The sequence below is a fragment of the Leisingera daeponensis DSM 23529 genome, assembly GCF_000473145.1.
In the GTDB taxonomy this organism is placed as follows: Bacteria; Pseudomonadota; Alphaproteobacteria; order Rhodobacterales; family Rhodobacteraceae; genus Leisingera; species Leisingera daeponensis.
In genome coordinates, this window is sequence record NZ_KI421500.1 from 1,655,820 (window position 1) to 1,679,749 (window position 23,930).

The following is a 23,930-nucleotide window of genomic DNA, read 5'->3' on the forward strand; positions in this document are numbered from 1 at the left end:
AGGCAGTTTGCCGCCCGGGCGCGAGAGGGGTTTTGCAACGTCCCAAAAGTGGAAACCGCGCCATTCCGGCCTAAGGTTTTAAATTTAAGGGGGGACCGCAGTCATGCTGAAATTCGACGAGGAAACCACCCGCGTGCTGGAAGACGCCTATCAGGGCGGAGACGTCACACGGCGGCGGCGCGCCAGTTTCGACGCGCTGGCACCGCAGCCGGGCGACCGGATTCTGGATCTCGGCTGCGGCAACGGCCTGCTGACAGAGGAACTGGCCCGCGCCACTGGCCCCGCGGGCCATGTGACCGGACTGGACGCCAGCCCCGACATGCTCGCCGCCGCCCGCCAGCGGCTGCAGGGGCGCAGCAACACCACCCTGACCGAAAGCGATGCCGCCAGCCTGCCGTTTGAGCCGGAAAGCTTCGACAAGGCAGTGTCGGTGCAGGTGTTCGAATACATCACCAGCCGCCGCCCGGTGCTGCGCGCCCTGCATACTGTGCTGAAGCCGGACGGCCGCCTGGTGATCGGCGACATCCACTTCGACACCTTCGCCTGGCACAGCGACAACCGCGCCCGGATGCAGCGGTTCCTGGACATCTGGGACCACCACCTGGCCGAACGCGCGGTGCCTGCCCGCTTGCCGGAGGAACTGCGCGGCTGCGGTTTTGCCTTCGAATCGATGCGCCCCGTCACCATCTGCGACACCAGCCTGCGCCCCGACGGCCTCGCCGCCGTGCTGATCCGCCTGATCCGCGCCTATGCGGTGCAGACCGACGCCACCGACGAAGATGACGCCGCCGCCTGGGCGCAGGAGCAGGAGGAACTGGCGGCAGAGGGCCGGTTCTTCTTCTCCCTCACCCATTTCGTCTGCACTGCCCGGCGGATCTGAGCCGGCAGACGCTGCCCGCGCCAACGGCCGCCCCCGCGCGCCACGCAACCCGGCCTCAAACCAGCCGCGCCCCGCGGTCAATCCGAACGTCTGCGGTGCGGGACGAAACGGACATTAGAAATTAGACATATGCTGACGCTGCATCTGTTCGCGCACACAGCGCGCCCAGCGTTGCGATGCAGCGTGTGCCGTTGAAGCGGCCGTTCGGGCTTTGAGGTTTTCCGCTGGCCTTAGACCGCCCGCGCTTACAAACCGAAGCCCATGACAAAGACGACCGCAAGGGCGAGAAGAAACAGCGTCTCGGCCAGAAGGATAATACCGTAGCTGGGTTTTACCTTCAGGATCGTGGCGAGGCTGGTCTTCACGCCAAGTGCCGAGATGGCAATGACCAGGCACCAGCGCGACAGGGTGCCTGCCGCATCGGTAATTTCCTGCGGCACTGGCACGGTGTTTGCAAGAACCGCCAGGGCAATGAACAGAACAAGGAACCACGGCAGCGGCAGCCTTTGCGTCTGCGCGCCGCGGAAGCTGGCCATGACGAGAAGCATCACCACGGGCAGCAAAGCCACCCTGACCATTTTCACAAAGGTAGCGATGACACCGGCCTCTTCGCTGATGGTATAGCCAGCCCCGACCACCTGGGCGACATCGTGAATGGTGGCGCCGATCAGAAAACCGCTTTCCAGATCGCTCATCCCCAGCGCGGCAAAGAGGACCGGGTACACAATCATGGCGATGGTCGAAAGGGCGGTAACGCCGATCACCACAAACAGGGTGTCCTGCTCGCGGCCGCTGCGTGGCGGCAGAACGGACGCAATGGCAAGCGCGGCGGAGGCCCCGCATATCGCCACGGATCCGCCTGCAAGCAGGCCGAAGGCCAGGCGGCGGCCGAACAGGAAGGACAGGGCCGCCCCGCAAGCCAGGGTGGCAATGACAAATCCGGCCACGGCGGCGACCGCGCCCAGCCCCACACTCTCCACATCGCCGATGCTCAGTCTCAGCCCGAGCAGAGCGACACCAACGCGCAGCAGGGTCTTGGCGGACAGGTCCAAGCCGGGTGAAAATACCGGGTCGGCGTTCAGGAAATGGAAGGCCATCCCGATCAGCAGCGCAAACAGCATAGCAGGCGCGCCATAATGCTCGGACAGGAAGGTTGCAGCGGCGGCGATCACGCAGACGAGCAGTATGCCGCCCAAATGGCTGTCCCAGCGCAGTTTGATCGCCGAAATCATTGGCCTCTTCTCAATCGGAGGTGCAAATGCACGCACTGGCCGCGGTCATGGGGCAGGCATGGCATTCTACAGAGCATGGCATTCTACAGAGAATGTGCGGCCCTAAGAGCGCAGGCCGCACAGAAGAACGCGGATCAGGATGTCCAGCGGGCCTTGTGGTCAAAGGCGGCATCATATCCGAACAGTGCCGCCGCGCCGCCGGTGTGCAGGAAGACGACACGCTCGCCCTTCTTGAAATGCCCTTTGCGGATCAGGTCGATAAAGCCTGCGGCCCCTTTGGCGGAGTAGACCGGATCCAGCAGGATCGCCTCCAGCTCCGCAAACATGCGGATCGCTTCCAGGCCGCCTTCGGTCGGGATGCCGTAGCCCTCACCGACGTAATCGGTATTGGCCACAACATCCTCGCGCTGAACGACCCCGGCGCAGCCGAGCTTCTCCGCTGTGGCGCAGGCCAGATTATAAACGTTCTCTTCCTGCTTGGGCTTGGGCGCGCGGACACCGATACCCAGAAGCGGGATCTGCGCGTTCATTGCCTTCAGGCCGGTGATCAGCCCCGCCTGGGTTCCCGCAGAGCCGGTGGCGTGGACGATATGGTCGATCTTCAGCCCGCCGGCATTGGTCTGCTGCAGGATCTCGAAGGCGCAGTTCACATAGCCAAGCGCGCCGGTCGGGTTGGAGCCGCCGCCGGGGATCGTGTAGACTTTCCGGCCGTCCGCACGGAATTTCTCGGCCACGGCCTCCATTTCCGCATTCATGTCCAGCCCGCCGGGGCGTTTTTCAGTTGTAGCGCCATGCAGGTGGTCCAGCAGCACGTTGCCATTGTTGTTGTAGTTCTCGTTGTTGGATCCTGTCCGGTCTTCCAGCAGGATGTGGCAGTCCAGCCCCAGCTTGGCTGCAAATGCCGCGGTCTGGCGGGCATGGTTCGATTGAGTGGCGCCCTGGGTCATGACCATATCGGCCCCTTCCAGCTCTGCCTCGGCCATCAGGAATTCCAGCTTTCGGGTCTTGTTGCCGCCGGTGGACAGGCCGGTGCAATCGTCCCGCTTGATCCAGATCTCGGGCCCGCCCAGTTCCTTGCTCAGACGGTCGAGCCGCTCCAGCGGGGTGGGCAGATGGGCGATGAAACGGCGGGGGAAGCGGGCAAGATGCATGGGGCTCTCCTAAGGTGGATTTGATGCAAGTTAACTGGCCTTAATCCGGTAAACTAATGCAAAATTTGCACCACAAATTGCCAGTCTTGCATGTTATTGGATTTTCCAAGTAATCTGCCGCCATGCAACTGGACTGGATTGACGACATACTTGCGGTGATTGACACCGGCTCGCTGGCGCGCGCGGCGGATCAGCGCCTGCTGACCCAGCCCGCCTTCACCCGGCGGGTGCGCGGCATCGAGAGCCGCCTTGGTGTCAATCTCTTTGACCGCTCCCGCAAACCGGTGACGATCCTGCCCGGCGTGATGGCGATGGAGCCTGAACTGCGCGAACTCAGCGCCCGCCTGCGCCGCCTGGAGCACGACCTGAAGATATCGGTTGAGAGCGGCGGCCGCGGCGTTGCCTTTGCCTGCCAGCACGCGATCACGGCAACCATATCGCCCTGGATCGTGAAACTGCTGACCTCGGCGCAGGACCAGCCGGTCCGGGTGCGCTCCGGCAACCGCGATGCCTGCCTGATGCAGCTGTTGTCAGGCGATGCGGATTTCGCCGTCGCTTATGACTGGACCGGCGGCGGAAACCTTGCGCTTCCCGATGCCTTCGGCACCCGCGCATTGGGAACCGACCAGCTGGTGCCGGTGGCAGCGCCCTCCCTTATGGCCGCGCTGGAGCAAACAGAAATCCCCGCAATCACCTACCCGTCCGATGTGTTTCTCGGCCGGGTAGCCAGCCACGCAATTCATCCCCGGCTGCCGGACGGCACCGTGCTGCTGCCCAAGGCCGAAACTGCGCTGACGCTGGCGGCCTGCGAATATGCGCTGGACGGGATCGGCGTGGCTTGGCTGCCCCTAAGCCTGGTCAGGCCGCATCTTGAAGCCTCCCGCCTGCTGCGCGTGCCCGGCCTGCCCGCGGAAGAGCTGAGCGTGGTGATGATCCGCCTCGCCGGGCGCAGCAGCCGTCAGGAGGAAACCGTCTGGCGCCTGCTGGGCGATGCGCCGGACTGCCCCGGCCTCTCATAGCGCTTCCCACACCTGCAGCCCGGTCTTGTCCAGGCGTTCAAGCGAGCAGAACAGCGACAGGGTCAGCTGCGCCTGCCAGGCAGGGCCGCCGACCTGAACCACCCGGCCTGCGGCCAGCTCCGCCGCCACCACGCTTTCGGGCAGCCAGGCGATACCGCTGCCGGACAGCATCCGGCGTTTGATCGCCTCGGTCAGCGCATCCATGTAGCGCAGCGACAAGGGCGGCGTGCGGCTGCCGATGGTCTGATCAACCACCGACCCGAGGAAACTGCTGGGATCATAGCCGAGATAGGGAAACGGCCCGCGCCCGCCGCGATCCAGATCCCATCCCCCGGCGTGTGCCGCGGCGGCCTCCGCCACCGGCAGCATCAGCTCCACGCCGATGTCCTTGCGGGCAAACTGCGCCTCATCGAACACCGGCTGCACGTCCTTGTGCCGGTAATACAGCAGAAAATCGCAGGTGCCTTCTGACAAAAGCTGGCAGCAGGTTCGCAGGTTGTCCGAATAGATCCGCACCCGCAGGTTCGGGATGCTGTCCTCCAGTTCGGCGATCCGCAGCGACAGGTAATTGACCGAGATCGTGTGCAGCACGGCGACCCGCTGAAACGCTGTGCTGCCCTGCTCCTTCGCCCGCAGGGTCTGGCGGATGTCGGTAAGGTTCGCAATCAGCTCCAGCGCCACCGGCAGAAACTGCTGACCCGCCTCGGACAGCTGCACCGGGTAGCTGGACCGTTTGATCAGCGGCACCCCCATCCAGATCTCCAGCGATTTGATCCGCCGGCTGAAGGCGGACTGGGTGATGTTCCGCTCCTCCGCAGCGCGGGTAAAATTCAGCGTCCGCGCCAGGCAGGTAAAATCCCGCAGCCAGTTGATGTCCAATGTACCCCTCCAGTTCATTCCCAAAGCTCTGGAAACAAACATCTATGCGGCTTTTGCATAGTTTAATGTATTTTTTGAGTTAGCCAACCCCGCACGGCAGCACCTAGCCTTCTGGTCAGGCATCCCGGGCCTCAGGCCAAAATCACCAGAAGGGGGAGCCGCGGGTCCGGCGTCCGTGAGAGGCGCCACAAAGCCCGAGTTTCAAGGGAGGAACGAATGATCAGAACGACAACATCCGCGGTTGCCCTGGCGGCTGCCCTGGCCGCAGGCGCGGCCTCCGCCGAGACCACGCTGCGCCTCAGCACCTACGTGAACGAATCCGACATCCGCTATCAGGGTTTCACCCATTTTGCGGAGCTGGTGGCGGAAAAGACCGGCGGCTCCGTCAAGGTTGAGGTGTTCCCCTCGGCCACGCTGCACGGCTGGTCCGAGGGCGTGGATTCCGTTCAGGGCGGCGTCTCCGACATCAGCTGGATCAACGCCGACAACCGCCTGCCTTGCTACGCGGTCACCTCGCTCTACCCCGCCGAGGTGAGCCTGGAGGACCAGACCGGGCTTGATGCTGCCTATGCCGAGCTGATCCGGGATGAGGCGGCAAACGCCGGCCTGGTGCCGCTGTTCAACTCGAATTACTCCTACGATCAGGAATGGTGGTTCGAAGAGCCGATCAGCGACATCGGCAAACTCGACGGCAAGCTGGTGCGCTCGATTGGTCCGCTGGTCAGCATGATGATCGAGACCTGGGGCGGCGAGCCTGTATTCGTGGCGCCCAAGGAAGTGTTCCAATCGGCCGAACGCGGTGTCGTCGACGGCATCAACATGGGGGTTGCCACCTACAGCTCCTGGAAGCTGTGGACCGTGATGCCCTACATGGTCAACGCCAACCTGTTCTACGGCAACATCCAATACATGATGAACAAGAACAAGTTCGACGCCCTGACCGCAGAGGAACAGGCGGCTCTGACCGCTGCGGCGGCAGAGACCGAAAAATGGCTGCAGCCGCGCTATGAGGCCTGGGTCGACCAGCAGGTTGGCAATGCGGTCATGCAGGGCGGCGGTGCGGCGGTGTCCATTCCGGACGAGCAGCGCGAAGCCTTGATCGCCAGCGTCAAACCCAAGTGGGATGAAACGGTGAACGAGGCCTGCGGCGCGGAAATGGCCGACAGCATCCGCTCCCTTCTGGCAAGCCACGCGCCCTAAGGCTTCCCCCCGGCCCGGCGGTGCGGCCACTTGCCCGCCGCCGGGATCTGAACACCTCCAACAAGGAGCCCTGTCATGGATGACGGTTTAGACCGCCTGATCCGGGCCGTGGAACGCGCCGTCGTCTGGCTGGCCGGAGCGGGCGCCGCTGTGGTTCTGTTGCAGATGCTGTGGATTTCTTACGGTGTCTTCGTGCGCTACGGCCTCGGGAAACCCGACCGGATGGTCACCGAAGCCACGGCCCTGCTTTTGTTTCCGGTTGCCTTTGCCGGCCTCGCCTACGCCCTGCGCGAAGACGCCTTTCCCAAGGTCACGATGATCACTGAGCTGCTTCGCCCCGGCGCCCGGCGGCTGCTGGATATCGTCAACCATATCCTGATGCTGGGCGTTGGCAGTTTCTTTGCCTATGCCGGCGTCAGCGCCACGATCCGCTCGTTCAACTCCGGCGTTGCCTCCGAAATCCTGCACTGGCCCCGTTATTTGTTCTGGGCCCCCGGCGCCACGGCGCTGGTGCTGTTCTCACTTTATGCCGCGCTGCGTCTGATCCGGCTGATCCGCACCCCGGCCCCGTCGGGAGACCTCTAATGGAATGGTATACTGTCGGCCTCGGCCTGCTGGGGCTGCTGATGATGTTCATCACCATCGGCCTGCCCATCCCCTTTGCCCTGGCGGCGGCCTCGCTGCCCTTTCTCTGGCAGATCCAGGGCTGGGAAACCTCCATTGTCTCGTCTGAGCTGAAGCTCTGGGGCGTCTGGATCGATTACATCCTGCTGGCGGTGCCGCTGTTCGTGTTCCTGGGTGAACTGATCGGACGCTCCAGCATCGGGCCCAACCTCTACCAATTCCTGCATCAGGGCGTGCGGATCAAGGGCTCTGCGGCCTATGGCTCCATCGGGGCAAGTGCAGGTTTCGGCGCGGTCTGCGGTTCCTCGATGGTGGGGGCGCTCACCATCGGCGGCGTCGCGCTGCCGGAAATGCTGCGGCTGGGCTATGGCAAGCGCCTGTCCAGCGGCGTGCTCGCCGCGGGCGGCACCCTGTCGGTGCTGATCCCGCCCAGCCTCATCCTGCTGTTTTACGGCATCGTCACCGACCAAAGTATCGGCGACCTGTTTATTGCGGGCGTCATCCCCGGACTGATCCTGGTTTCCAGCTTCGTGGTGGTGGTGCTGATCTGGGGCATGATGAAGCCTGAGGACATTCCCGGCCGCGAAGACGCCGCAAAGATGCCGCTGAAGATGATCCTCAGCACCATCGGCCCGGTCATCCTGATCGGTCTGGTGATCACCGTTGCGATCTATGCCGGCATCGCCACTCCGACCGAAGCGGCTGCGGTTGCCGCCCTCCTGACCGTGGTGCTGGCCTTCTGGGTCGGTGACCTCAACTGGCAGGGTTTCAAGGGCGCCATCTTCGCCACCATGCGCACCATGGGCTACCTCGGGCTGCTGCTCTCGGCCGGCGTGCTGTTCGGCTTTGTGCTGACCTACTACCGGGTGCCGCAGCAGTTCACCGACCTGTTCCTGTCCTTCGAGCTGTCGCCTTATACCGTACTCGCCATCGTGCTGGTCTTCTACATCGTGCTTGGCATGTTCCTGGAACCGGTGTCGATGACCTTCATCACGCTGCCGACCATCTACCCGTTAATGGACGCGGCAGGCTTCGATCTGATCTGGTTCGGCGTTGTTTACACCATCACCATGGAAATCGCGGTGCTGACGCCGCCAGTGGGACTGAACCTCTATGTGATCCAGGCCATCGGCCGCGAACAGGTGAGCATCGGCGACGTGATCATGGGCTGCCTGCCCTTCATCGCCGCCATGATCCTGCTCATCTCCATTCTCATCCTGTCGCCCGATGTGGCGCTTTGGCTGCCGGAGCAGATGCGCTAATGCCGAAACTTCCCTATGTGCGTGCCGGATCCGGCCCGGTTCTGGTCTTGGTGCACGGCTACCTGGGCGGCGCTGCCCAGTGGCAGAGCGAGATCGATGCTTTCAGCGGAGAGTACGATGTGATCGCGCCCAACCTTCCGGGGTTTGCCGCCGCAGCCGGCCAGCCGGGCTGCAGCACAATCCGCGCAATGGCAGAGGCGGTTCTCACGCTTCTCGATGACTTGGGCGTTCGCGAGTTCATTCTGATGGGCCATTCGATGGGCGGCATGATCGCGCAGGAAATGGCAGCGGCCCGGCCCGCCGCTGTGCAGAAGCTGATCCTCTATGGCACTGGCCCGCTAGGCCTCATGCCAGACCGTTTCGAACCCATCACGGTATCGCGTGAAAGGCTGCTGTCTGACGGCGTGGCAAAGACCATCACACGCATCGGGGCAACCTGGTTCAAAGCCGGAGACGCCGCGCGGGGCTACCCTCTGCTGACGGAAATCGGCGCACAGGCCAGCCCCCAGGCCGCTTTGGCCGCGCTGGAAGCGATGGCGGGCTGGGATGGACGTCAGGCACTGCCGCGGCTGACCATGCCGACGCTGGTTGTCTGGGGGGACTCCGACCGCTCTTACCGATGGCCCCAGGTTGAATCGCTGTGGACCAACCTGCCCAACGTGCGCCTATCAGTGGTGCCAGGTGCATCCCATGCGGTTCATTTGGAGAAACCGGCCCTGTTCCAGTCCCTGATCCGCGACTTCCTGCAGGAAGACTGAAGTGCCAACAAGTAACCATCGGATTCGCAGCGGCACTTGCTGTTCCGGGAGCAACCTGTTCTGCCTCTCCGCTTTCCGCAAGGGCAGTAGCTGGCAAAGGTCTGTTTTAGTCCCGCTCCTAGTGAATTGACCGTTCCTGCCTCGCTGCGCGCCGCAGAAATGGCCGGTTTCATCGCCGCTTCACAGCGCCAGATTTCAAGCGCATGCAGCATTTCCTCCGCTGCAAGCGCGCGCAGATAAAAACCAGGATGACCGGGTTGACCTCTAAACTGCCTATCGCTGCGACAGGCCTGAACGGCTTCTCTCCGCCGCAGACGAACCTGCCCGGCAAACATGCATCACAAAGGCGGGTTTCCTATTGGAAACGCCGGAAACGGACACATATTCCGCGCGTCTGCGTCATAATACTGCGTCATGAAACCCGAGTACCGCCTGCATTACGCCCCCGACAACGCCTCGCTGGTCATCCGGCTGGTGCTGGAGGAGCTTGGCCAGCCGTATGAAACCCTGCTGGTCGACCGCCGGGCGCAGGCGCAGAACAGCCCCGCCTACCGGGCGCTGAACCCGAACGGGCTGATCCCGGTGCTGGAAACACCCGATGGCGCGGTGTTCGAGACCGCCGCGATCCTGCTGTGGCTCTCCGAACGCCACGCGGCGATGGCGCCGCAGCCCGGCAGCACGCACCGCGCCGCCTTCCTGAAATGGCTGTTCTTTGCCTCCAACACCCTGCACGCCGACCTGCGGATGCTGTTCTACCCGGACAAATACACCGGCGCGGAGAAGGCCCATCAGGACCAGCTGCAAACCGTGCTGCGCCAGCGGCTGCACGTGCATCTGACCCATCTCGACCAGGCCGCCGCCGCCCGCCCCGTCTGGCTCGGCGCGCCGCAGCCCTCTGTGCTGGACTATTACCTCGCCTGCCAGATCCGCTGGATGGCGCTCTACCCCGCGCAAGGGGACAAGTCCTGGTTCACCCTGGCCCATTACCCCAGCCTGCAGCGCCTCTGCGCCGCACTGGAACACCGTCCCGCCGTTTCTGCGGCGCGCGAGGCCGAGGGCCTCGGTGCCACCCCGTTCACTTCCCCGGCCTACGCCAATCCCCCAGAAGGATCAGCCACCTGATGTTCCTCTCCGTTTTCGACATGTTCAAAGTGGGCATCGGCCCGTCTTCCTCCCACACCATGGGGCCGATGGTCGCCGCCGCGCGCTTCCTCGACATGATGCGCGCCTCGCCCTTTGAATTCCACGGGCTGCGCGCCTCGCTGCACGGCTCGCTTGCCTTCACCGGTGTCGGCCACGCCACCGACCGCGCCACCATCCTCGGCCTCGGCGGCTTTGTCGCGCATGACTATGATGACGAAAAGGCGGAGGCCTTTCTGGCGGAGCTGAACAAGACTCACACCATGCACCCCGAGGGGCTGGGCGCGCTGCATTTCGACCCCAAGGCCGACATGATCTTCGACTATGATCACGCGCTGCCGGGCCACGCCAACGGCATGATCCTGATGGCCACCGATGCCCAGGGCGACGTGATCCTGAAACAGGTATTCTACTCGATCGGCGGCGGTTTTGTCGTCACCGAGGAGGAACTGGCCGCAGGCAAGGCGACCGACGAGGGCGACCCGGTCCCCTACCCGTTCAAATCCGCAGCCGAGATGCTGGAGATGGCCAAGGCCAGCGGCAAGTCGATTGCCGAGATGAAGCGCGCCAACGAGATTTCCCGCGGCTGCTCCGAGAGCCTCGCCAAGGGCACCGCCCGGATCTGGCAGGTGATGAACGACTGCATCAACCGCGGGCTGGAGCGCGACGGCATCCTGCCGGGCGGATTGAAGGTCCGCCGCCGCGCCAAGGGCATCTATGACGCGCTGATGGCCGAACGCGGCCTCAACCAGACCGCGCCGCACACCATCAACGACTGGATGAGCGTCTATGCGATGGCGGTGAACGAGGAGAACGCGGCCGGCGGCCAGGTCGTGACCGCCCCCACCAACGGCGCCGCAGGCACCCTTCCGGCTGTGATCCGCTACTACCTCGACCATGTTCCGGGCGCGTCTGAGGCCCATATCGAGGACTTCCTGCTGACCGCCGCCGCAATTGCCGGCCTGGTCAAGTACAACGCGTCTATCTCTGGCGCCGAGGCCGGCTGCCAGGCTGAGGTCGGCTCTGCCGCCGCGATGTCCGCCGCGGGCCTCTGCGCCGTGATGGGCGGCACGCCCGAACAGGTGGAAAACGCCGCCGAGATCGCGCTGGAGCATCACCTGGGCATGACCTGCGATCCCGTGAAGGGCCTGGTCCAGGTCCCCTGCATCGAGCGCAACGGGCTGGCGGCGATCAAGGCGGTTTCCGCCGCATCGCTTGCCTTGCGCGGCGACGGCCAGCACTTCGTGCCGCTGGACGCCTGCATCGAAACCATGCGCCAGACCGGCGCCGACATGCACGACAAGTACAAGGAGACCTCGCTCGGCGGCCTCGCGGTGAACGTGCCGAACTGCTGAGTTACTCCCCTTTCCGGAAAAGATAGCATGACATAAGGCCCGGGCCTGACCTTGGGGAGGCGCGAATGCGCCTTCCCGGGGGGAGTGAAGGCCGTCTCGGAAACACGCCGGGGGAGTGTTTCAGGCCCGAACGGGCGGAGGCCAAGGCACGGGCCGTGCCGCTGCGCGCCACGGCCCAAAGAGGACGCAACGTCTCTCCTTCCCCCGCAACTCCAGCTTGCACGAGGGCTGTTGCGGGCCTAGCGTGGCGCCATGACACAGGACCGGCCCCTCCTCGGCATCGCCCTGATGCTGGGCTTCTGCATGGTGATCCCGCTGGGCGACGCCATTGCCAAACTGCTGACCAACCGGGTGCCGGTTGCCCAGATCGTCTTCATCCGCTTCGCCGCCCAGGCCGCGATCCTGCTGCCGCTGGCGCTGGCCCTCCGGCTGCCGCTCAGCCTGTCGCGCCGGGTGGCGCCGCTCCTGTTCCTGCGCACGCTTCTGCAGATGGGCGGCATTGCCGCCATGTTCACCGCCTTCCGCTACCTGCCCCTGGCCGATGCGGTGGCAATTGCCTTTGTGATGCCGTTCATCATGCTGCTCTTGGGCAAATTTGTCCTGCACGAGGACGTCGGCCTGCACCGCCTTGGCGCCTGCGTGATCGGCTTCAGCGGCACGCTGCTGGTGATTCAGCCCAGCTTTGCCGCGGTCGGCTGGAACGCCCTCTGGCCGCTCTTGGTGGCAGTGATCTTTGCCCTGTTCATGCTGATCACCCGCAAGATCGCCAAGGAAACCGACCCGATTTCCGTTCAGGCGGTGGCCGGCGTCATGGGCACCGTGCTGCTGGCCCCGGTGCTGCTGATCGGCGATGCCGCCGGCGTTGCCGCCCTCTCCACCGCCCTGCCGCCGCCGGACACCTGGGGCCTGCTGGCCGCCGCGGGCGCCCTCGGCACCATCGCGCATCTGCTGATGACCTGGAGCCTGCGGTTCGCCCCCACCTCCACCCTCGCCTCGATGCAATATCTGGAAATCCCGGTGGCCGTGTTCTTCGGCTGGCTGGTCTTTGCGGAACTCCCCAACACGCTTGCCGCCTTCGGCATCCTGCTGACCATCGGCGCAGGCCTCTATGCGGTCATGCGCGAGCGCAAGCCCTCCGAAACCGAAGAGCGCATCAACCCCGCCTAAGATCCCGCCTGAGGTCCAGCCGGACCGCGCGCAGCACATCCGCCAGCCGCCGCCGCGGCACAATCGCCAGCAGGCCCGGGCCCTCCGGCAGCAGCCGTACCGGCCCCAGCGCCCGGTTCGAGGTGCCGATCCGCCCCATCGGCGACATCACCAGCCCCTCGATCGGCCACTCCAGCCCCTCCGAACGCCCTGTCACCTCCTGCATCGGGAACAGCGAAATCACCTCCCCCGCCCGCGCCGGCAGCGCCACCTCATGCGCCAGGTGAAAGATCACCTCGGTTTCGCCAATCAGCACGCACGGGGTGTCATGCCCCTGCACCAGCGTGCTGAACGCCGCCAGCTGGTGATCCACCCGCGCCCCCAGGAACCCCACCGCCAGCACCGCCGGCGCCGCAATCGAGCGCAGCGCCTTGTCGAAATCGGTGCTGTCCTGCTCCGCCACCGGATGCAAGCTGTCAGGCGGAAGCTGCGCCCGCACATCCTCAGACAGCGAATCAAAATCCCCGATCACCGCCTGCGGCCGGTATCCCGCCGCCAGCGCCGCCGCCGCGCCGCCATCCGCCGCCACCAGGCCGGGCGCCAGCGCCAGCGCCTCCTCCAGCGCGCCGGTGGCGATTTCGCCGCCGCCGATCAGGGTGATTGGTTCCGGTGCTTCAACAATCAGTCTGTCCATTCGGCATATTCCCGCCTGTTTTGGAAACAGGTCACAATCTGAACACAAAATGATACGATCAATTGCACGGATTCGAGCAAAATTGGTCCTTCCAGCCAATAAGGTGAATGGCAACAGATGTGGCGAAGACGAGCGAGCTGATGGTACACAATAACAAAGTCTTGACGGTATCCTATGGGACCTTTTCCTGCACATTGGAAGGGTTCGAGGACTCCTTCGGCACGATGAAGGCCATCGCCGAGTATTTCCGCGACCTGGCCGCCGACGACCGCTACTTCGGCGCCGAGCCGCCGCAGCCCGATGCCGACATGCTGGCCCGCATCGCCCAGCGCGAGATCGCCCGCCAGGTCGAGGCCCGCACCAGCGAGAGCGGCATCCACCTGCGCGCCGCCACCCCGGCGCTTGGCGCCGCCCCGGCACCCGCGGCAGCTCCCGTTACCGAAACGGTGGCGGAACAGCCCGCCCCGGCCCCGGCAGAAGACCCGGCCGCCGGCGTTGAAACTGAAACGCCCGTAAGCGCCATCGCAGAAACGGCGGCCGCGGAACCAGAGGCCGAAGCGCAGCACTCCGCCGAAGCCGAAGCCGAAGCCGAAGCCGAAGCCGAAGCCGAAGCCGAAGCCGAAGCCGAAGCCGAAGCCGAAGCCGAAGCCGAAGCCGAAGAAACCATCGCCGCCGCACTCGAAGAGGCAAGCGCCGTCCCGCAGCCGGAGCAGGACGCGGACACCGCACCGGTCGAGCTGCTGGAAATCAGCGAAGCCGAGCCTCAGGACATCTCCGACGCAGTGGCAGAGGACATCTCCGAGGCAGTGGCAGAGGACACCGCCCCGGCGCCGCAACAGCCCCAGGAACCGGCCGCCGACAGCATCGCGGCCAAGCTGCAGCGCATCCGCGCCGTGGTGGCCCAGGCGCCCGAAGAGGACTTCAGCGAAGACGAGCATGCCGACGACATGCTGGAAACCGCCGCCGCGGAAATCGCCCACGCACTGGGGGAGGACGACGCCACCGGCGCCACCGGTTTCGATGACGAGGACGAGGACGACATCGCCCGCGCCCTCGACCGTCTGGACCTGGGCCGCGCAGCGGCACAGCAGCCGGACACCCGCGCCGAAGAGGCTGAAGAGACCGACGAAGATGCCCTCGGCACCAGCCTGTTCGCGGACCTTGAAGACGGCGGCGCGGCAGATCAGGACGGCCACGATGCGGCTGCCAGCCTGGCGGCAGAGGAGGACGCTGACGAGGCGCCCGCCCCGGCCCCTGCGCCGCGCGTGCGCATCACCAAGGTCAAGCGCAGCGATTTCGACAAGGCCCTCGCCTCGGGCCGCCTGCAGGACACCGGCAGCCGGCCGCAGCCGGACCCCGCTCCGGCGGCGCTGTCGGAGGAGGACGAAGCCGACCTGATGCGCGAACTGGCCCAAGTGGAAGCGGAAATCCTGGCCGCGTCGGAGCAGCCCGATGACACCGCCGCCAGCGATGACAGCAGCACTGCCGCGGCGCAGCCCGCAGCCTCCCGCCTGGCCGACAGCGATGTCAGCCGCCTGATGGCCGCCGCGGATGAACGGCTCGAAGACCCCGAATCGGCCTCCTCGCGCGAGGCCTACAGCCACCTGCGCGCCGCCGTGGCGGCTGCCAAGGCCGGTCCCGCAGGGGGCTCCGGCGAAAGCGACGACGCGAAAGCCTACCGCGAGGATCTCGCCAGCGTGGTCCGCCCGCGCCGCCCGGGAACCCGCCAGGCAAGCTCCGAGCGCCCGCCCGCCCCGGCGTCCCGCCCGGCGCCGCTGAAACTGGTTGCGGCCCAGCGCATCGACCAGGGCGCGGCCGCGGACCCGTCTGCGGGTCAGGCCGCGGGCCAGCCGGTGCGCCCGCGCCGGGTCTCCGCCGCGGTTCTGGGGGAGCAGCCCGAAACCGGCGGCAGCGGCTTTGCCGCCTACGCCGAAGAACGCGGCGCCGCCGAGCTGCATGAGCTGCTGGAAGCCGCCGCCGCCTATATGAGCTTCGTGGAGGGCCGCAACCACTTCTCGCGCCCGCAGCTTATGAACAAGGTCCGCAGCGCCGGCAGCAGCGACTTCAACCGCGAGGACGGGCTGCGCTCCTTCGGCCAGCTCCTGCGCGACGGCAAGATTGAACGCTCCGGCAACGGCCAGTTCACCGCCTCCGGCGACATCGGCTTCAAACCCGGCAAACGCGCCGCGGGCTGACCCTTGGCCAGACAATCAAAAAAGGCGGCCCCGCAAGGCCGCCTTTTTCCGTTTCCAAAGCCTCGCGGGCTTCATCTTTCCCAAAATACTCCGGGGTGAATTGGCCGCAGGCCAAGAGGGGCAGCGCCCCTCTCCCCGTCAAACCTGCGGGGCAGCGCCCCTCTTCCCGTCAAACCGGAGGGGCAGCGCCCCTCTCCCCGTTAAACCTGCGGGGCAGCGCCCCTCGCCTTACTGGTCCTCAGCGTCCGGGTCTGCCTGACCCACGCCGCGGAACACGAATTTGAACGGCAGCACCCAGACGATGCCGAGGCCCACATAGACAATCAGCTCCAGCCACAGCGGCGGCCGGTCCAGCCAGTTCATCACCGTGACCGCGGCCACGATGTAGAGCGGCATCCCGACCAGCAGGATGATCAAGGCCCAGCGCCGCCGGGCCTTGTAGCTCAGGCCTTGCTTCTCAGCCATCAGTCGGCGAACGGGTCGGTCACCAGGATGGTGTCGTCCCGCTCCGGGCTGGTGGAGAGCAGCGCGACCGGGCATTCGATCAGCTCTTCCACGCGCTTCACGTATTTGATCGCATTGGCGGGCAGGTCGTTCCAGCTGCGCGCGCCTTCGGTCGACTCGCTCCAGCCCGGCATCTCCTCATAGATGGGGGTGCAGCGGGCCTGCTGGTCGGCGGCGGTCGGCAGGTAGTCCAGACGTTCGCCGTCCAGCTCGTAACCGACACAGATTTTCAGCGTCTCGAACCCGTCCAGCACATCCAGCTTGGTCAGCGAGATGCCGTTGATGCCGGAGGTGGCGCAGGTCTGGCGCACCAGGCAGGCATCAAACCAGCCGCAGCGGCGCTTGCGCCCGGTGGTGGTGCCGAACTCATGGCCGCGCTCGCCCAGGCGCTGGCCGTCCGCGTCCTCCAGCTCGGTCGGGAACGGGCCTTCGCCGACGCGGGTGGTATAGGCCTTCACGATGCCCAGCACGTAATTGATCGAGCCCGGGCCGATGCCGACACCGGTCGCCGCCTGGCCCGCAATCACGTTGGAGGAGGTCACAAACGGATAGGTGCCGAAATCAATGTCCAGCAGCGCGCCCTGCGCGCCTTCGAACAGGATCCGCTTGCCCGCCTTGCGCTTCTCGTTCAGCACCTTCCAGACCGGCGCGGCAAACGGCAGGATCTGCGGCGCGATCTCCTTGAGCTGGGCAATCAGCGCGTCGCGGTCCACCGGATCGACGCCCAGGCCCTTGCGCAGCGGGTCATGGTGCTGCAGCGCCCGGTCGACGCGGGCAACCAGGGTCGCCTCATCCGCCAGGTCGGCAACCCGGATCGCACGGCGGCCCACCTTGTCCTCATAGGCCGGGCCGATGCCGCGGCCGGTGGTGCCGATCTTGGTGCCCTTGCTGGCCGCTTCCTCGCGCGCCCGGTCCAGCTCGCCATGCAGCGGCAGGATCAGCGGGGTGTTCTCGGCGATCATCAGGGTTTCGGGGGTGATCTCCACGCCCTGCGCCTGAACGGTCGCGATTTCCTTCATCAGATGCCAGGGGTCCAGCACCACGCCATTGCCTATGACGCTCAGCTTGCCGCCGCGCACCACGCCCGAGGGCAGCGCGTGCAGCTTGTAGACCTTGCCGTCAATGACCAGCGTGTGGCCGGCGTTATGGCCGCCCTGGAAGCGGGCGATCACGTCAGCGCGCTCGCTCAGCCAGTCCACGATCTTGCCTTTCCCTTCGTCGCCCCACTGGGCGCCGACTACGACGACATTGGCCATATCCGGTCCTTTACAGTCTGGTTCAAACCCACGCTCATATAGCGATGCTGCGCAGGCAGTGGAACCGGAAATTCGCCGCAGGAGGCAGCTTCGCCAAGGTTTTCGCTCTATCGCAGAGGGCTGCGCCTGCCTGGGCGGGCGCGAATGCGCCTGCCGCCGTGCTGGAAGCACGCCTTGGCGTGACGGGCAGGCAGGCGCAGCCCGGCGGCGCTGCGCGCCTTGATTCCGGGCAGGGTGTTGCGTCCCCGCCGTACGCCCCCTTCACGCGATCCTCACGGCCTTATGCCATGCTCCCAGACGATCGCGATCCCCCAGCCATGGTTCCCGCGCGCGGGGCCATGATACGAGGCCCAGGCATCTGTGGAGCTGCCTGCGCAACACCCGGAGACCGGCCCTGATAAAAAGGGGGTCGTCCAAGCGAGCTTGTCCGAGCAGGCCCCCCGTGGGGTCTGTCCACCTCCACCCGGCGGCGCCGCCCCCTTAAATGGGTCACAGGCACAGCGGAACGGACCAAAGACACAGGACGAAACAAGACAAAACCGCCCAGGCTGCCCAGGCCCCGGCGGCCAAACCTGCGCGCGCTCAGCCGCGCAGACGCACCGGCGCGCCATGCGGCGTGCTCAGATACGCCTCTTCCCAGCGGCTGCGCATCACCTCGGCTTCGGCACGGCTCGCGGCGCCGTCCTCCGCCAGAAACATCTCCAGCGTTTCCAGCCAGGCGCGGAAGTAATCCTCGCCGCCATCCAGCTCGCGGCTCAGGCCATGGCGCTTCAAGGTGGCCGAAAACCGCTCCACCCACTCGCCCCAGCCGAACCGCCCGGCCTCATTCAGATGCACGGTCAGCGCGAATACCTGCGCGTGCCAGGGTTCGGCAAAGACAGGCTCCGGCGCGGCAACCTCGGGACACATGCTCATAGCGGCTCCAGGTAGCTTTGCCACAGATCCAGCACCACCTCGTCATCGGGATGCTCGGGATGCGCCCACAGCGCGCGGGCAAAGAAGCGCACCGCATAGAGCGGCTCCGGCGCCTCGCCCAATCCATGCGCGCTGCTGTCGGGGAAGACATGCGTGCCATGCAGCCGCAGGATATACCCCCGCGCCCCGGTGGCGTACTGCGGCAGCCGGGTATGGCCGCCATCCACCAGCGCATTGCCGCCGGGGATACGCGCCCGCACCGCCTGCCCGGGCGAGAACCGCGGCGCCGGCCCGCCCGCGCGGTCCGCCGGTCCGCCCTTGGCCAGCACCCCGGCGACGGTCTCCGCCTTCAGGGCCCGCTCCGCCAGCTTATGCAGGCCCGCGGCCCCCTTGCCCTGCAGGTCCGCACGCGTCAGCACGCCCTTCTCCACCAGCAGATCCGCCAGCGCCGCGATCCATTTCTCGTAATAGGAAAAGCGGGCGTAATCCTTGGGCGGCAGCTTCTCGCGCGCATGGCGCGAAGTGTCGATGTTCCACTGCCCCAGCGCGCCGCAGGCCAGCGTCACCGCCAGGGCACGCGCGTGCCAGTCCTCGGCGAAGACCGGCGCGTCCTCGGCCTCGGGCAGCACCGGCCCGTCGCCGAATCGCCCGCCCATGTCATGCACCCGGGTCATGCCGCCGCCTCCCCCGGTGCCTTCGCCAGACCGGTGCCGATCATGCTGTCGCGGGTGACCAGCGCCGCCAGTTCCTCCTCGCCCAGGCCTCCGGAACCCTCAGGCCGCATCGGCAGCACCAGGTAACGGACCTCGGCGGTGGAATCCCAGACCCGCACCGCGGTCTCATCGGGCAAGGCCACACCAAACTCCGCCAGCACCTTGCGCGGCTCCCGCACTGCACGGGCGCGGTAGGCGTCGGATTTGTACCAGCCCGGCGGAATGCCCAGCAAAGGCCACGGGTAGCAGCTGCACAGGGTGCACACGACCATATTGTGCCGCTGGGCGGTGTTCTCCACCACCACCATATGCTCGCCCTGCCGGCCGTAATATCCCAGCTCCGCCAGCACCGGATCGGCATCCGCCAGCAGCGCCGCCTTGAACGCCGGATCGCTCCAGGCGCGGGCCACCACCCGGGCGCCGTTCTGCGGGCCGATCTTGTTCTGGTAGGTGTCGATGATCTCCTCCAGCGCGGCGGGGTCGATCAGGCCCTTTTCTGTCAGAATCGTCTCCAGCGCCTTGACCCTCAAGGCAGGGTCCGGCGGCAAAAGGGCGTGCGGGTGGTCGTGATGATCATGAGGCATGAAAAAACTCTGCCCTGCCCCAAGGGCCTGCGTCCAGCCGCAAATCACCGGGACAGCGGCCTCTGACTGCACGTCACAGCCGCTGCCCGGTGTCAGGCAAACTCCGCCCTTGCCCCCCCGGGCAATCTTGCCTATTTACCGCCCGATACTCAGCCAACCGCCGCAGGGACCCATGGAAAACGTTGTTCTCATCATCCATCTTCTTCTGGCTCTCGGCCTCATTGCCGTGGTGCTGCTGCAGCGCTCCGAAGGCGGCGGTCTGGGCATGGGCGGCGGCGGCGGCGGCGCCATCTCGGGCCGCGCGGCGGCCACGGCGCTTGGCAAGGTGACCTGGCTGCTGGCGATTGCCTTCATCTGCACCTCGATCACCCTGACCATCATGGCGGCACAGAAATCCGCAGGCTCCTCGGTCACCGACCGGCTGGCGGTTCCGCAGTCCGAAGACGGCGGCGCACCGGCGGTTCCCGCGCCGCTGGGCAGCGATCTGCTGCCGCCCAGCGAAGGCGACAACGCACCGCTGGTTCCCAGCGCCGACTAACCTACTACACCTTGAGAGGGTTATAGGAACCGCAACAGCATCTTGCGGTTCCCTTGCGCATTTCGTGCGAATCCTTTATATATGAAGTCCCGTGATGCTGCGGTTTTTGGAATGATTCCGATCACCGCCGGGCAGCTGAAATCTGACTTCTCACGGGGGCAGCCGAACACATATGGCGCGTTTCATCTTTATCACTGGCGGTGTTGTTTCATCCCTGGGCAAAGGCCTGGCTTCGGCAGCACTGGGGGCGCTTCTGCAGGCGCGCGGATACTCTGTCCGCCTGCGCAAACTGGACCCCTATCTGAACGTTGATCCGGGCACCATGAGCCCGTTTGAGCACGGCGAGGTCTTCGTCACCGACGACGGCGCCGAGACCGACCTCGACCTTGGCCACTACGAGCGCTTCACCGGCGTGCCCGCCCGCAAGACCGACTCGATCTCGTCGGGCCGGATCTACACCAACGTGCTGGAGAAGGAGCGCCGCGGCGACTACCTCGGCAAGACCATCCAGGTCATTCCGCACGTCACCAACGAAATCAAGGACTTCATCTCCATCGGCGAGGATGAGGTCGACTTCATGCTCTGCGAGATCGGCGGCACCGTCGGCGACATCGAGGGGCTGCCCTTCTTCGAGGCGATCCGCCAGTTCGCCCAGGACAAGCCGCGCGGCCAGTGCATCTTCATGCACCTGACGCTGCTGCCCTACATCAAGGCCTCGGGCGAGCTGAAGACCAAGCCGACCCAGCACTCCGTGAAGGAGCTGCGCTCCATCGGCCTCGCGCCGGACATCCTGGTCTGCCGCTCCGAAGGCCCGATCCCGAAGAAAGAGCGCGAGAAGCTGGCGCTGTTCTGCAACGTGCGCCCGGATTCGGTGATCGCCGCGCAGGACCTGAAATCCATCTACGAAGCACCGCTGGCCTACCACCGCGAAGGTCTGGACCAGGCAGTTCTGGACGCCTTCGGCATCGCCCCTGCCCCCAAGCCGAACCTGGAGCGCTGGGAAGATGTGGCCGACCGCATCTACAACCCCGAGGGCGAAGTGCGGGTGGCCATCGTCGGCAAGTACACCCAGCTGGAAGACGCCTACAAATCCATCGCCGAGGCGCTGACCCACGGCGGCATGGCGAACCGCGTCAAGGTCAAGATCGAATGGGTCGATGCGGAGCTGTTTGACAAGGAAGACGCCGCCCCGCACCTGCAGGGCTTCCACGCGATCCTGGTGCCCGGCGGCTTTGGCGAGCGCGGCACCGAGGGCAAGATCAAGGCAGCCCAGTACGCGCGCGAGAACAAGGTGCCGTACCTCGGCATCTGCCTCGGCATGCAGATGGCGGTGATCGAGGCCGCGCGCAACGTGGCGGGCATTGCCGAGGCGGGGTCGGAAGAATTCGACCACGAGGCCGGCAAGAAGCGCTTCGAACCCGTTGTCTACCACCTCAAGGAATGGGTGCAGGGCAATATGACCGTCGAGCGCAAAGTCGGCGATGACAAGGGCGGCACCATGCGCCTGGGCGCCTATGACGCGACCCTGGCCGAAGGCTCCAAGGTGGCCGAGGTCTATGGCAGCACCCATATCGAGGAGCGCCACCGCCACCGGTATGAGGTCGACACCAAATACCGCGAGCAGCTGGAAAAATGCGGCCTGACCTTCTCCGGCATGTCGCCGGACGGCCGCCTGCCGGAAATCGTGGAGTGGAAAGACCACCCCTGGTTCATCGGCGTGCAGTTCCACCCGGAGCTGAAATCCAAGCCGTTCGCGCCGCATCCGCTGTTCGACGGTTTCGTGCGCGCCGCGAAAGAGGCGTCGCGGCTGGTCTGAGGGATCGCGCGGCAGGCGGGGTGCTCCCGCCCGTCGCCTGCGCATGACACATGCGCGGCTCCCGTTGGGCCCGGCGCCGCCAAGGCGGCGCTGGGAAAGAACAGAAAAAGGCGGGCCCCTGGCCCGCCTTTTGCATTTTGATTGAATGCGTTTCCGGCGTGCTCAGAAACCGTGCATCCGCTTGGCCCACTGATAGGCCACCACCAGCCCCTTCATCCGCGGCAGCATGATCAGCGAGGCCCCGACGGTGATCACCGACATGATGATCGCCAGCGTCCAGGGGTCCGGGCGCAGTTGCGTGTAGACGATGTGCAGCGCAAAACCGAGGATGTGGCCGACCACCAGGATGGTCAGATAGGCCGGGCCGTCGTCGGCGCGCTGGTGGTGCAGCTCCTGGCCGCACTCGGTGCAGCTGTCGTTCACCTTGAGATAGCTGTGCAGCAGCTTGCCGCCGCCGCAGTTCGGGCAGCGCAGCTGCAGCCCTTTCAGCAAGGCGGGCTTCAGCTCCCGCGGCTCCTGTTCGGCTAGATCAATCCCGGTCATCGCGGCGTCTCCTTGGGTTTGGCCGCCTGATACCGCGATTCCGCAATTGAATGCAAACAATATGCAATCATTGATATTGCATTTAATGCCGCAGTCATGCATTGAACCAATCAATCCTGACACAAAACCGCCCCCGGAGGCAGCGCGATGAAACAATGGACTCCTGCCCGGCTGGACAGCGGCAAGCCCCGCTATCTGGAAATCGCCGAGGCGATCCGGGCCGACATCGAGGCAGGCGTGCTGGAACCCGGCGACCGGCTGCCGCCGCAGCGCCGGGTGGCGCAGGAGACAGGGCTGGATTTCTCCACTGTCTCAAGGGGATACGCCGAAGCGGTGCGGCGCGGCTATATCGAGAGCTTTGTCGGCCGCGGCACATTTGTGCGCGCCGCCGAGGCCCTGGCCGCGCGCCCCGATCCGCGCCGGGCGCTGGAGGAAGACCCGATGATGAACATGCCGCCGGAGCCGGACGACCCGGCCCTGCTGGCGCGGATGCAAAAGGGCCTGGAGCATGTCTCGGCCAGCCTCCTGCCGCTCCTGCGCTATCAGTCGGTGACCGGCAGCCCGCAGGACCGCGCCATCGCGGCGGAATGGATGCAGGCCAACGGCCTGCCCTGCGCGCCGGAGCGCCTGGTGATCACGCCGGGCGCCCATGCCAGCATCTATGCGATTCTGACGGTCCTGTGCGAACCGGGCTCCACCGTGCTGTGCGAGGATGTGACCTACCCCGGGCTGCGCTCGATTGCGGCGCGGCTGGGCCTCCGGCTGGTCGGGCTGGCGGGCGACAAGGACGGCATCCGGCCGGAGGCCCTGGCCAAGGCGATCCAGGACCACTGGCCCGCGGCGCTGTACCTCAATCCGACACTGCAGAATCCGACCACCCGGACCATGCCCGCCAAACGGCGGCAGGAGGTCGCGGCGGTGCTGCAAGCCCATGACCTGCCGCTGATCGAGGATGACGCCTACTGCTTTGTCGACAATGGCGCGCCGCAGCCGGTCAGCAGCCTGATTCCCGGCCTTGGCTGGCATATCGCGGGGATTTCCAAGTGCTTTGGCGCCGGGCTGCGGCTGGCCTACACCACGGTGCCGGAGCGCACCGCGCCGGGGCAGTTCAGCCAGGCGCTGCGCGCGATGCATGTGATGGTCTCGCCGCTGAGCCTGGCGCTGCTGGGCCGCTGGATCGAGGACGGCACCGCGGCGGCGATCCAGAAATCGCTGCGCAAGGCCGCCGCCGAACGGCAGGCGCTGGCCGGGGAAGTGCTGAAGGACTGCTTTACGCAAAGCGATCCGCTGGCCTTCAACCTGTGGCTGACCCTGCCCCGCGGCACCAGCCGGGCCGAGGTGATGGGCCGCATGGCGGGGCGCCAGATCGGCATCATGCCCAGCGATGCCTTCACCGTCACGGGCCTGCCGCAGGAGGCGGTGCGGGTGTGCCTGGGCGGGCCGGCCGGCCTGGAGCAGCTGCGCGCGGACCTGATGGCGCTGAACGATGCGGTCACCCGCAAGGACTGGCTGGGATGAGCTGCGGC

The 23,930-nt window shown here is 65.9% G+C and carries 23 protein-coding genes; 13 read left to right on the forward strand and 10 right to left on the reverse strand.

All coding sequences use genetic code 11. From position 1 onward, the window contains the following. Positions 1–103 precede the first annotated feature (103 nt). The gene (locus DAEP_RS0108470) at positions 104–880 is read left to right on the forward strand and encodes a methyltransferase domain-containing protein (RefSeq protein ID WP_027244358.1); all 777 of its coding nucleotides are present in this window, start codon (positions 104–106) and stop codon (positions 878–880) included. 245 nt (positions 881–1,125) lie between these two features. Here DAEP_RS0108470 and DAEP_RS0108475 read toward each other — a convergent pair whose 3' ends face one another. Further along, positions 1,126–2,112, reverse strand: coding sequence for a YeiH family protein (locus DAEP_RS0108475; RefSeq protein ID WP_027244359.1), 987 nt, complete (start codon positions 2,110–2,112; stop codon positions 1,126–1,128). A gap of 134 nt (positions 2,113–2,246) precedes the next feature. Next, positions 2,247–3,263, reverse strand: a complete 1,017-nt coding sequence (cuyA, locus tag DAEP_RS0108480; RefSeq protein ID WP_027244360.1) for a D-cysteate sulfo-lyase — start codon at positions 3,261–3,263, stop codon at positions 2,247–2,249. 122 nt (positions 3,264–3,385) lie between these two features. On the opposite strand from cuyA, the gene DAEP_RS0108485 reads away from it, so the two are divergent. Next, a complete protein-coding gene (locus tag DAEP_RS0108485; RefSeq protein ID WP_027244361.1) occupies positions 3,386–4,282 on the forward strand; it encodes a LysR family transcriptional regulator in 897 nt (298 codons plus the stop codon). Here the strand turns inward: DAEP_RS0108485 and DAEP_RS0108490 are convergent. Further along, positions 4,277–5,179, reverse strand: coding sequence for a LysR family transcriptional regulator (locus DAEP_RS0108490; RefSeq protein WP_245595072.1), 903 nt, complete (start codon positions 5,177–5,179; stop codon positions 4,277–4,279). The two genes, DAEP_RS0108485 and DAEP_RS0108490, sit on opposite strands and share 6 nt — an antisense overlap. 198 nt (positions 5,180–5,377) lie before the next feature. Here DAEP_RS0108490 and dctP point away from each other — a divergent pair, with 198 nt between their 5' ends. The 7 genes from dctP to DAEP_RS0108525 all read left to right on the forward strand — a co-directional run bounded on the left by dctP (position 5,378) and on the right by DAEP_RS0108525 (position 12,667). Further along, positions 5,378–6,361: a TRAP transporter substrate-binding protein DctP gene (gene dctP / locus DAEP_RS0108495; RefSeq protein WP_008557392.1), complete on the forward strand. Its 984-nt coding sequence runs from the start codon at positions 5,378–5,380 to the stop codon at positions 6,359–6,361. Positions 6,362–6,436: 75 nt separating this feature from the next. Further along, positions 6,437–6,946 carry a TRAP transporter small permease gene (locus DAEP_RS0108500; protein WP_008555918.1) on the forward strand — a complete coding sequence of 170 codons (510 nt, stop codon included), beginning with the start codon at positions 6,437–6,439 and terminating at the stop codon, positions 6,944–6,946. Then, positions 6,946–8,247: a TRAP transporter large permease gene (locus DAEP_RS0108505; protein WP_027244363.1), complete on the forward strand. Its 1,302-nt coding sequence runs from the start codon at positions 6,946–6,948 to the stop codon at positions 8,245–8,247. The genes DAEP_RS0108500 and DAEP_RS0108505 overlap by 1 nt, the downstream gene beginning before the upstream one ends. Then, positions 8,247–9,005: an alpha/beta fold hydrolase gene (locus DAEP_RS0108510; protein ID WP_036760538.1), complete on the forward strand. Its 759-nt coding sequence runs from the start codon at positions 8,247–8,249 to the stop codon at positions 9,003–9,005. The genes DAEP_RS0108505 and DAEP_RS0108510 overlap by 1 nt, the downstream gene beginning before the upstream one ends. Before the next feature lie 414 nt (positions 9,006–9,419). Next, on the forward strand, positions 9,420–10,127 hold the full coding sequence (locus DAEP_RS0108515; RefSeq protein WP_027244365.1) for a glutathione S-transferase family protein: 708 nt from the start codon (positions 9,420–9,422) through the stop codon (positions 10,125–10,127). After that, a complete protein-coding gene (locus DAEP_RS0108520; protein ID WP_008554316.1) occupies positions 10,127–11,500 on the forward strand; it encodes an L-serine ammonia-lyase in 1,374 nt (457 codons plus the stop codon). Before DAEP_RS0108515 ends, DAEP_RS0108520 begins: the two co-directional genes overlap by 1 nt. Positions 11,501–11,752: 252 nt before the next feature. Next, positions 11,753–12,667: a DMT family transporter gene (locus tag DAEP_RS0108525; RefSeq protein ID WP_027244366.1), complete on the forward strand. Its 915-nt coding sequence runs from the start codon at positions 11,753–11,755 to the stop codon at positions 12,665–12,667. Here the strand turns inward: DAEP_RS0108525 and DAEP_RS0108530 are convergent. Further along, entirely contained in the window at positions 12,654–13,340 is a 687-nt protein-coding gene (locus DAEP_RS0108530) for a thiamine diphosphokinase (RefSeq protein WP_027244367.1), read from the reverse strand. The genes DAEP_RS0108525 and DAEP_RS0108530 overlap by 14 nt on opposite strands. A gap of 140 nt (positions 13,341–13,480) precedes the next feature. Here DAEP_RS0108530 and DAEP_RS24210 point away from each other — a divergent pair, with 140 nt between their 5' ends. Continuing rightward, the gene (locus DAEP_RS24210) at positions 13,481–15,535 is read left to right on the forward strand and encodes a hypothetical protein (protein WP_027244368.1); all 2,055 of its coding nucleotides are present in this window, start codon (positions 13,481–13,483) and stop codon (positions 15,533–15,535) included. A 228-nt stretch (positions 15,536–15,763) separates the two neighbouring features. Here the strand turns inward: DAEP_RS24210 and DAEP_RS0108540 are convergent, their stop codons facing one another. The 5 genes from DAEP_RS0108540 to nthA all read right to left on the reverse strand — a co-directional run bounded on the left by DAEP_RS0108540 (position 15,764) and on the right by nthA (position 19,507). Continuing rightward, on the reverse strand, positions 15,764–16,000 hold the full coding sequence (locus tag DAEP_RS0108540) for a DUF2842 domain-containing protein (protein WP_008556627.1): 237 nt from the start codon (positions 15,998–16,000) through the stop codon (positions 15,764–15,766). Further along, entirely contained in the window at positions 16,000–17,295 is a 1,296-nt protein-coding gene (locus DAEP_RS0108545; RefSeq protein ID WP_008554384.1) for an adenylosuccinate synthase, read from the reverse strand. Before DAEP_RS0108545 ends, DAEP_RS0108540 begins: the two co-directional genes overlap by 1 nt. Positions 17,296–17,877: 582 nt before the next feature. Next, complete coding sequence (locus tag DAEP_RS0108550; protein ID WP_027244369.1) at positions 17,878–18,210, reverse strand: nitrile hydratase accessory protein; 333 nt, start codon at positions 18,208–18,210, stop codon at positions 17,878–17,880. Continuing rightward, complete coding sequence (nthB, locus tag DAEP_RS0108555; protein WP_027244370.1) at positions 18,207–18,884, reverse strand: nitrile hydratase subunit beta; 678 nt, start codon at positions 18,882–18,884, stop codon at positions 18,207–18,209. Before nthB ends, DAEP_RS0108550 begins: the two co-directional genes overlap by 4 nt. Beyond that, positions 18,881–19,507 carry a nitrile hydratase subunit alpha gene (nthA, locus tag DAEP_RS0108560; RefSeq protein ID WP_027244371.1) on the reverse strand — a complete coding sequence of 209 codons (627 nt, stop codon included), beginning with the start codon at positions 19,505–19,507 and terminating at the stop codon, positions 18,881–18,883. Before nthA ends, nthB begins: the two co-directional genes overlap by 4 nt. A gap of 172 nt (positions 19,508–19,679) precedes the next feature. Between nthA and secG the strand changes: the two genes are divergently transcribed. Both secG and DAEP_RS0108570 read left to right on the forward strand, forming a co-directional pair. Then, entirely contained in the window at positions 19,680–20,045 is a 366-nt protein-coding gene (gene secG / locus DAEP_RS0108565) for a preprotein translocase subunit SecG (RefSeq protein ID WP_008554906.1), read from the forward strand. Between the two features lie 172 nt (positions 20,046–20,217). Beyond that, positions 20,218–21,861, forward strand: coding sequence for a CTP synthase (locus DAEP_RS0108570; protein WP_008556950.1), 1,644 nt, complete (start codon positions 20,218–20,220; stop codon positions 21,859–21,861). A gap of 162 nt (positions 21,862–22,023) precedes the next feature. On the opposite strand, the gene DAEP_RS0108575 is transcribed toward DAEP_RS0108570, so the two are convergent. Beyond that, positions 22,024–22,404: a DUF983 domain-containing protein gene (locus DAEP_RS0108575; RefSeq protein ID WP_008553423.1), complete on the reverse strand. Its 381-nt coding sequence runs from the start codon at positions 22,402–22,404 to the stop codon at positions 22,024–22,026. Positions 22,405–22,551: 147 nt separating this feature from the next. Between DAEP_RS0108575 and DAEP_RS0108580 the strand changes: the two genes are divergently transcribed. Further along, entirely contained in the window at positions 22,552–23,922 is a 1,371-nt protein-coding gene (locus DAEP_RS0108580) for an aminotransferase-like domain-containing protein (protein WP_027244372.1), read from the forward strand. Positions 23,923–23,930 lie beyond the last annotated feature (8 nt).

Excerpts from the sequence above, each read along its gene's own strand:
- DAEP_RS0108470 (WP_027244358.1), top strand. The coding sequence starts at position 104 with ATGCTGAAATTCGACGAGGAAACCACCCGCGTGCTGGAAGACGCCTAT.
- DAEP_RS0108475 (WP_027244359.1), bottom strand. The coding sequence starts at position 2,112 with ATGATTTCGGCGATCAAACTGCGCTGGGACAGCCATTTGGGCGGCATA.
- cuyA (WP_027244360.1), bottom strand. The coding sequence starts at position 3,263 with ATGCATCTTGCCCGCTTCCCCCGCCGTTTCATCGCCCATCTGCCCACC.
- DAEP_RS0108485 (WP_027244361.1), top strand. The coding sequence starts at position 3,386 with ATGCAACTGGACTGGATTGACGACATACTTGCGGTGATTGACACCGGC.
- DAEP_RS0108490 (WP_245595072.1), bottom strand. The coding sequence starts at position 5,179 with ATGAACTGGAGGGGTACATTGGACATCAACTGGCTGCGGGATTTTACC.
- dctP (WP_008557392.1), top strand. The coding sequence starts at position 5,378 with ATGATCAGAACGACAACATCCGCGGTTGCCCTGGCGGCTGCCCTGGCC.
- DAEP_RS0108500 (WP_008555918.1), top strand. The coding sequence starts at position 6,437 with ATGGATGACGGTTTAGACCGCCTGATCCGGGCCGTGGAACGCGCCGTC.
- DAEP_RS0108505 (WP_027244363.1), top strand. The coding sequence starts at position 6,946 with ATGGAATGGTATACTGTCGGCCTCGGCCTGCTGGGGCTGCTGATGATG.
- DAEP_RS0108510 (WP_036760538.1), top strand. The coding sequence starts at position 8,247 with ATGCCGAAACTTCCCTATGTGCGTGCCGGATCCGGCCCGGTTCTGGTC.
- DAEP_RS0108515 (WP_027244365.1), top strand. The coding sequence starts at position 9,420 with ATGAAACCCGAGTACCGCCTGCATTACGCCCCCGACAACGCCTCGCTG.
- DAEP_RS0108520 (WP_008554316.1), top strand. The coding sequence starts at position 10,127 with ATGTTCCTCTCCGTTTTCGACATGTTCAAAGTGGGCATCGGCCCGTCT.
- DAEP_RS0108525 (WP_027244366.1), top strand. The coding sequence starts at position 11,753 with ATGACACAGGACCGGCCCCTCCTCGGCATCGCCCTGATGCTGGGCTTC.
- DAEP_RS0108530 (WP_027244367.1), bottom strand. The coding sequence starts at position 13,340 with ATGGACAGACTGATTGTTGAAGCACCGGAACCAATCACCCTGATCGGC.
- DAEP_RS24210 (WP_027244368.1), top strand. The coding sequence starts at position 13,481 with ATGGTACACAATAACAAAGTCTTGACGGTATCCTATGGGACCTTTTCC.
- DAEP_RS0108540 (WP_008556627.1), bottom strand. The coding sequence starts at position 16,000 with ATGGCTGAGAAGCAAGGCCTGAGCTACAAGGCCCGGCGGCGCTGGGCC.
- DAEP_RS0108545 (WP_008554384.1), bottom strand. The coding sequence starts at position 17,295 with ATGGCCAATGTCGTCGTAGTCGGCGCCCAGTGGGGCGACGAAGGGAAA.
- DAEP_RS0108550 (WP_027244369.1), bottom strand. The coding sequence starts at position 18,210 with ATGAGCATGTGTCCCGAGGTTGCCGCGCCGGAGCCTGTCTTTGCCGAA.
- nthB (WP_027244370.1), bottom strand. The coding sequence starts at position 18,884 with ATGACCCGGGTGCATGACATGGGCGGGCGATTCGGCGACGGGCCGGTG.
- nthA (WP_027244371.1), bottom strand. The coding sequence starts at position 19,507 with ATGCCTCATGATCATCACGACCACCCGCACGCCCTTTTGCCGCCGGAC.
- secG (WP_008554906.1), top strand. The coding sequence starts at position 19,680 with ATGGAAAACGTTGTTCTCATCATCCATCTTCTTCTGGCTCTCGGCCTC.
- DAEP_RS0108570 (WP_008556950.1), top strand. The coding sequence starts at position 20,218 with ATGGCGCGTTTCATCTTTATCACTGGCGGTGTTGTTTCATCCCTGGGC.
- DAEP_RS0108575 (WP_008553423.1), bottom strand. The coding sequence starts at position 22,404 with ATGACCGGGATTGATCTAGCCGAACAGGAGCCGCGGGAGCTGAAGCCC.
- DAEP_RS0108580 (WP_027244372.1), top strand. The coding sequence starts at position 22,552 with ATGAAACAATGGACTCCTGCCCGGCTGGACAGCGGCAAGCCCCGCTAT.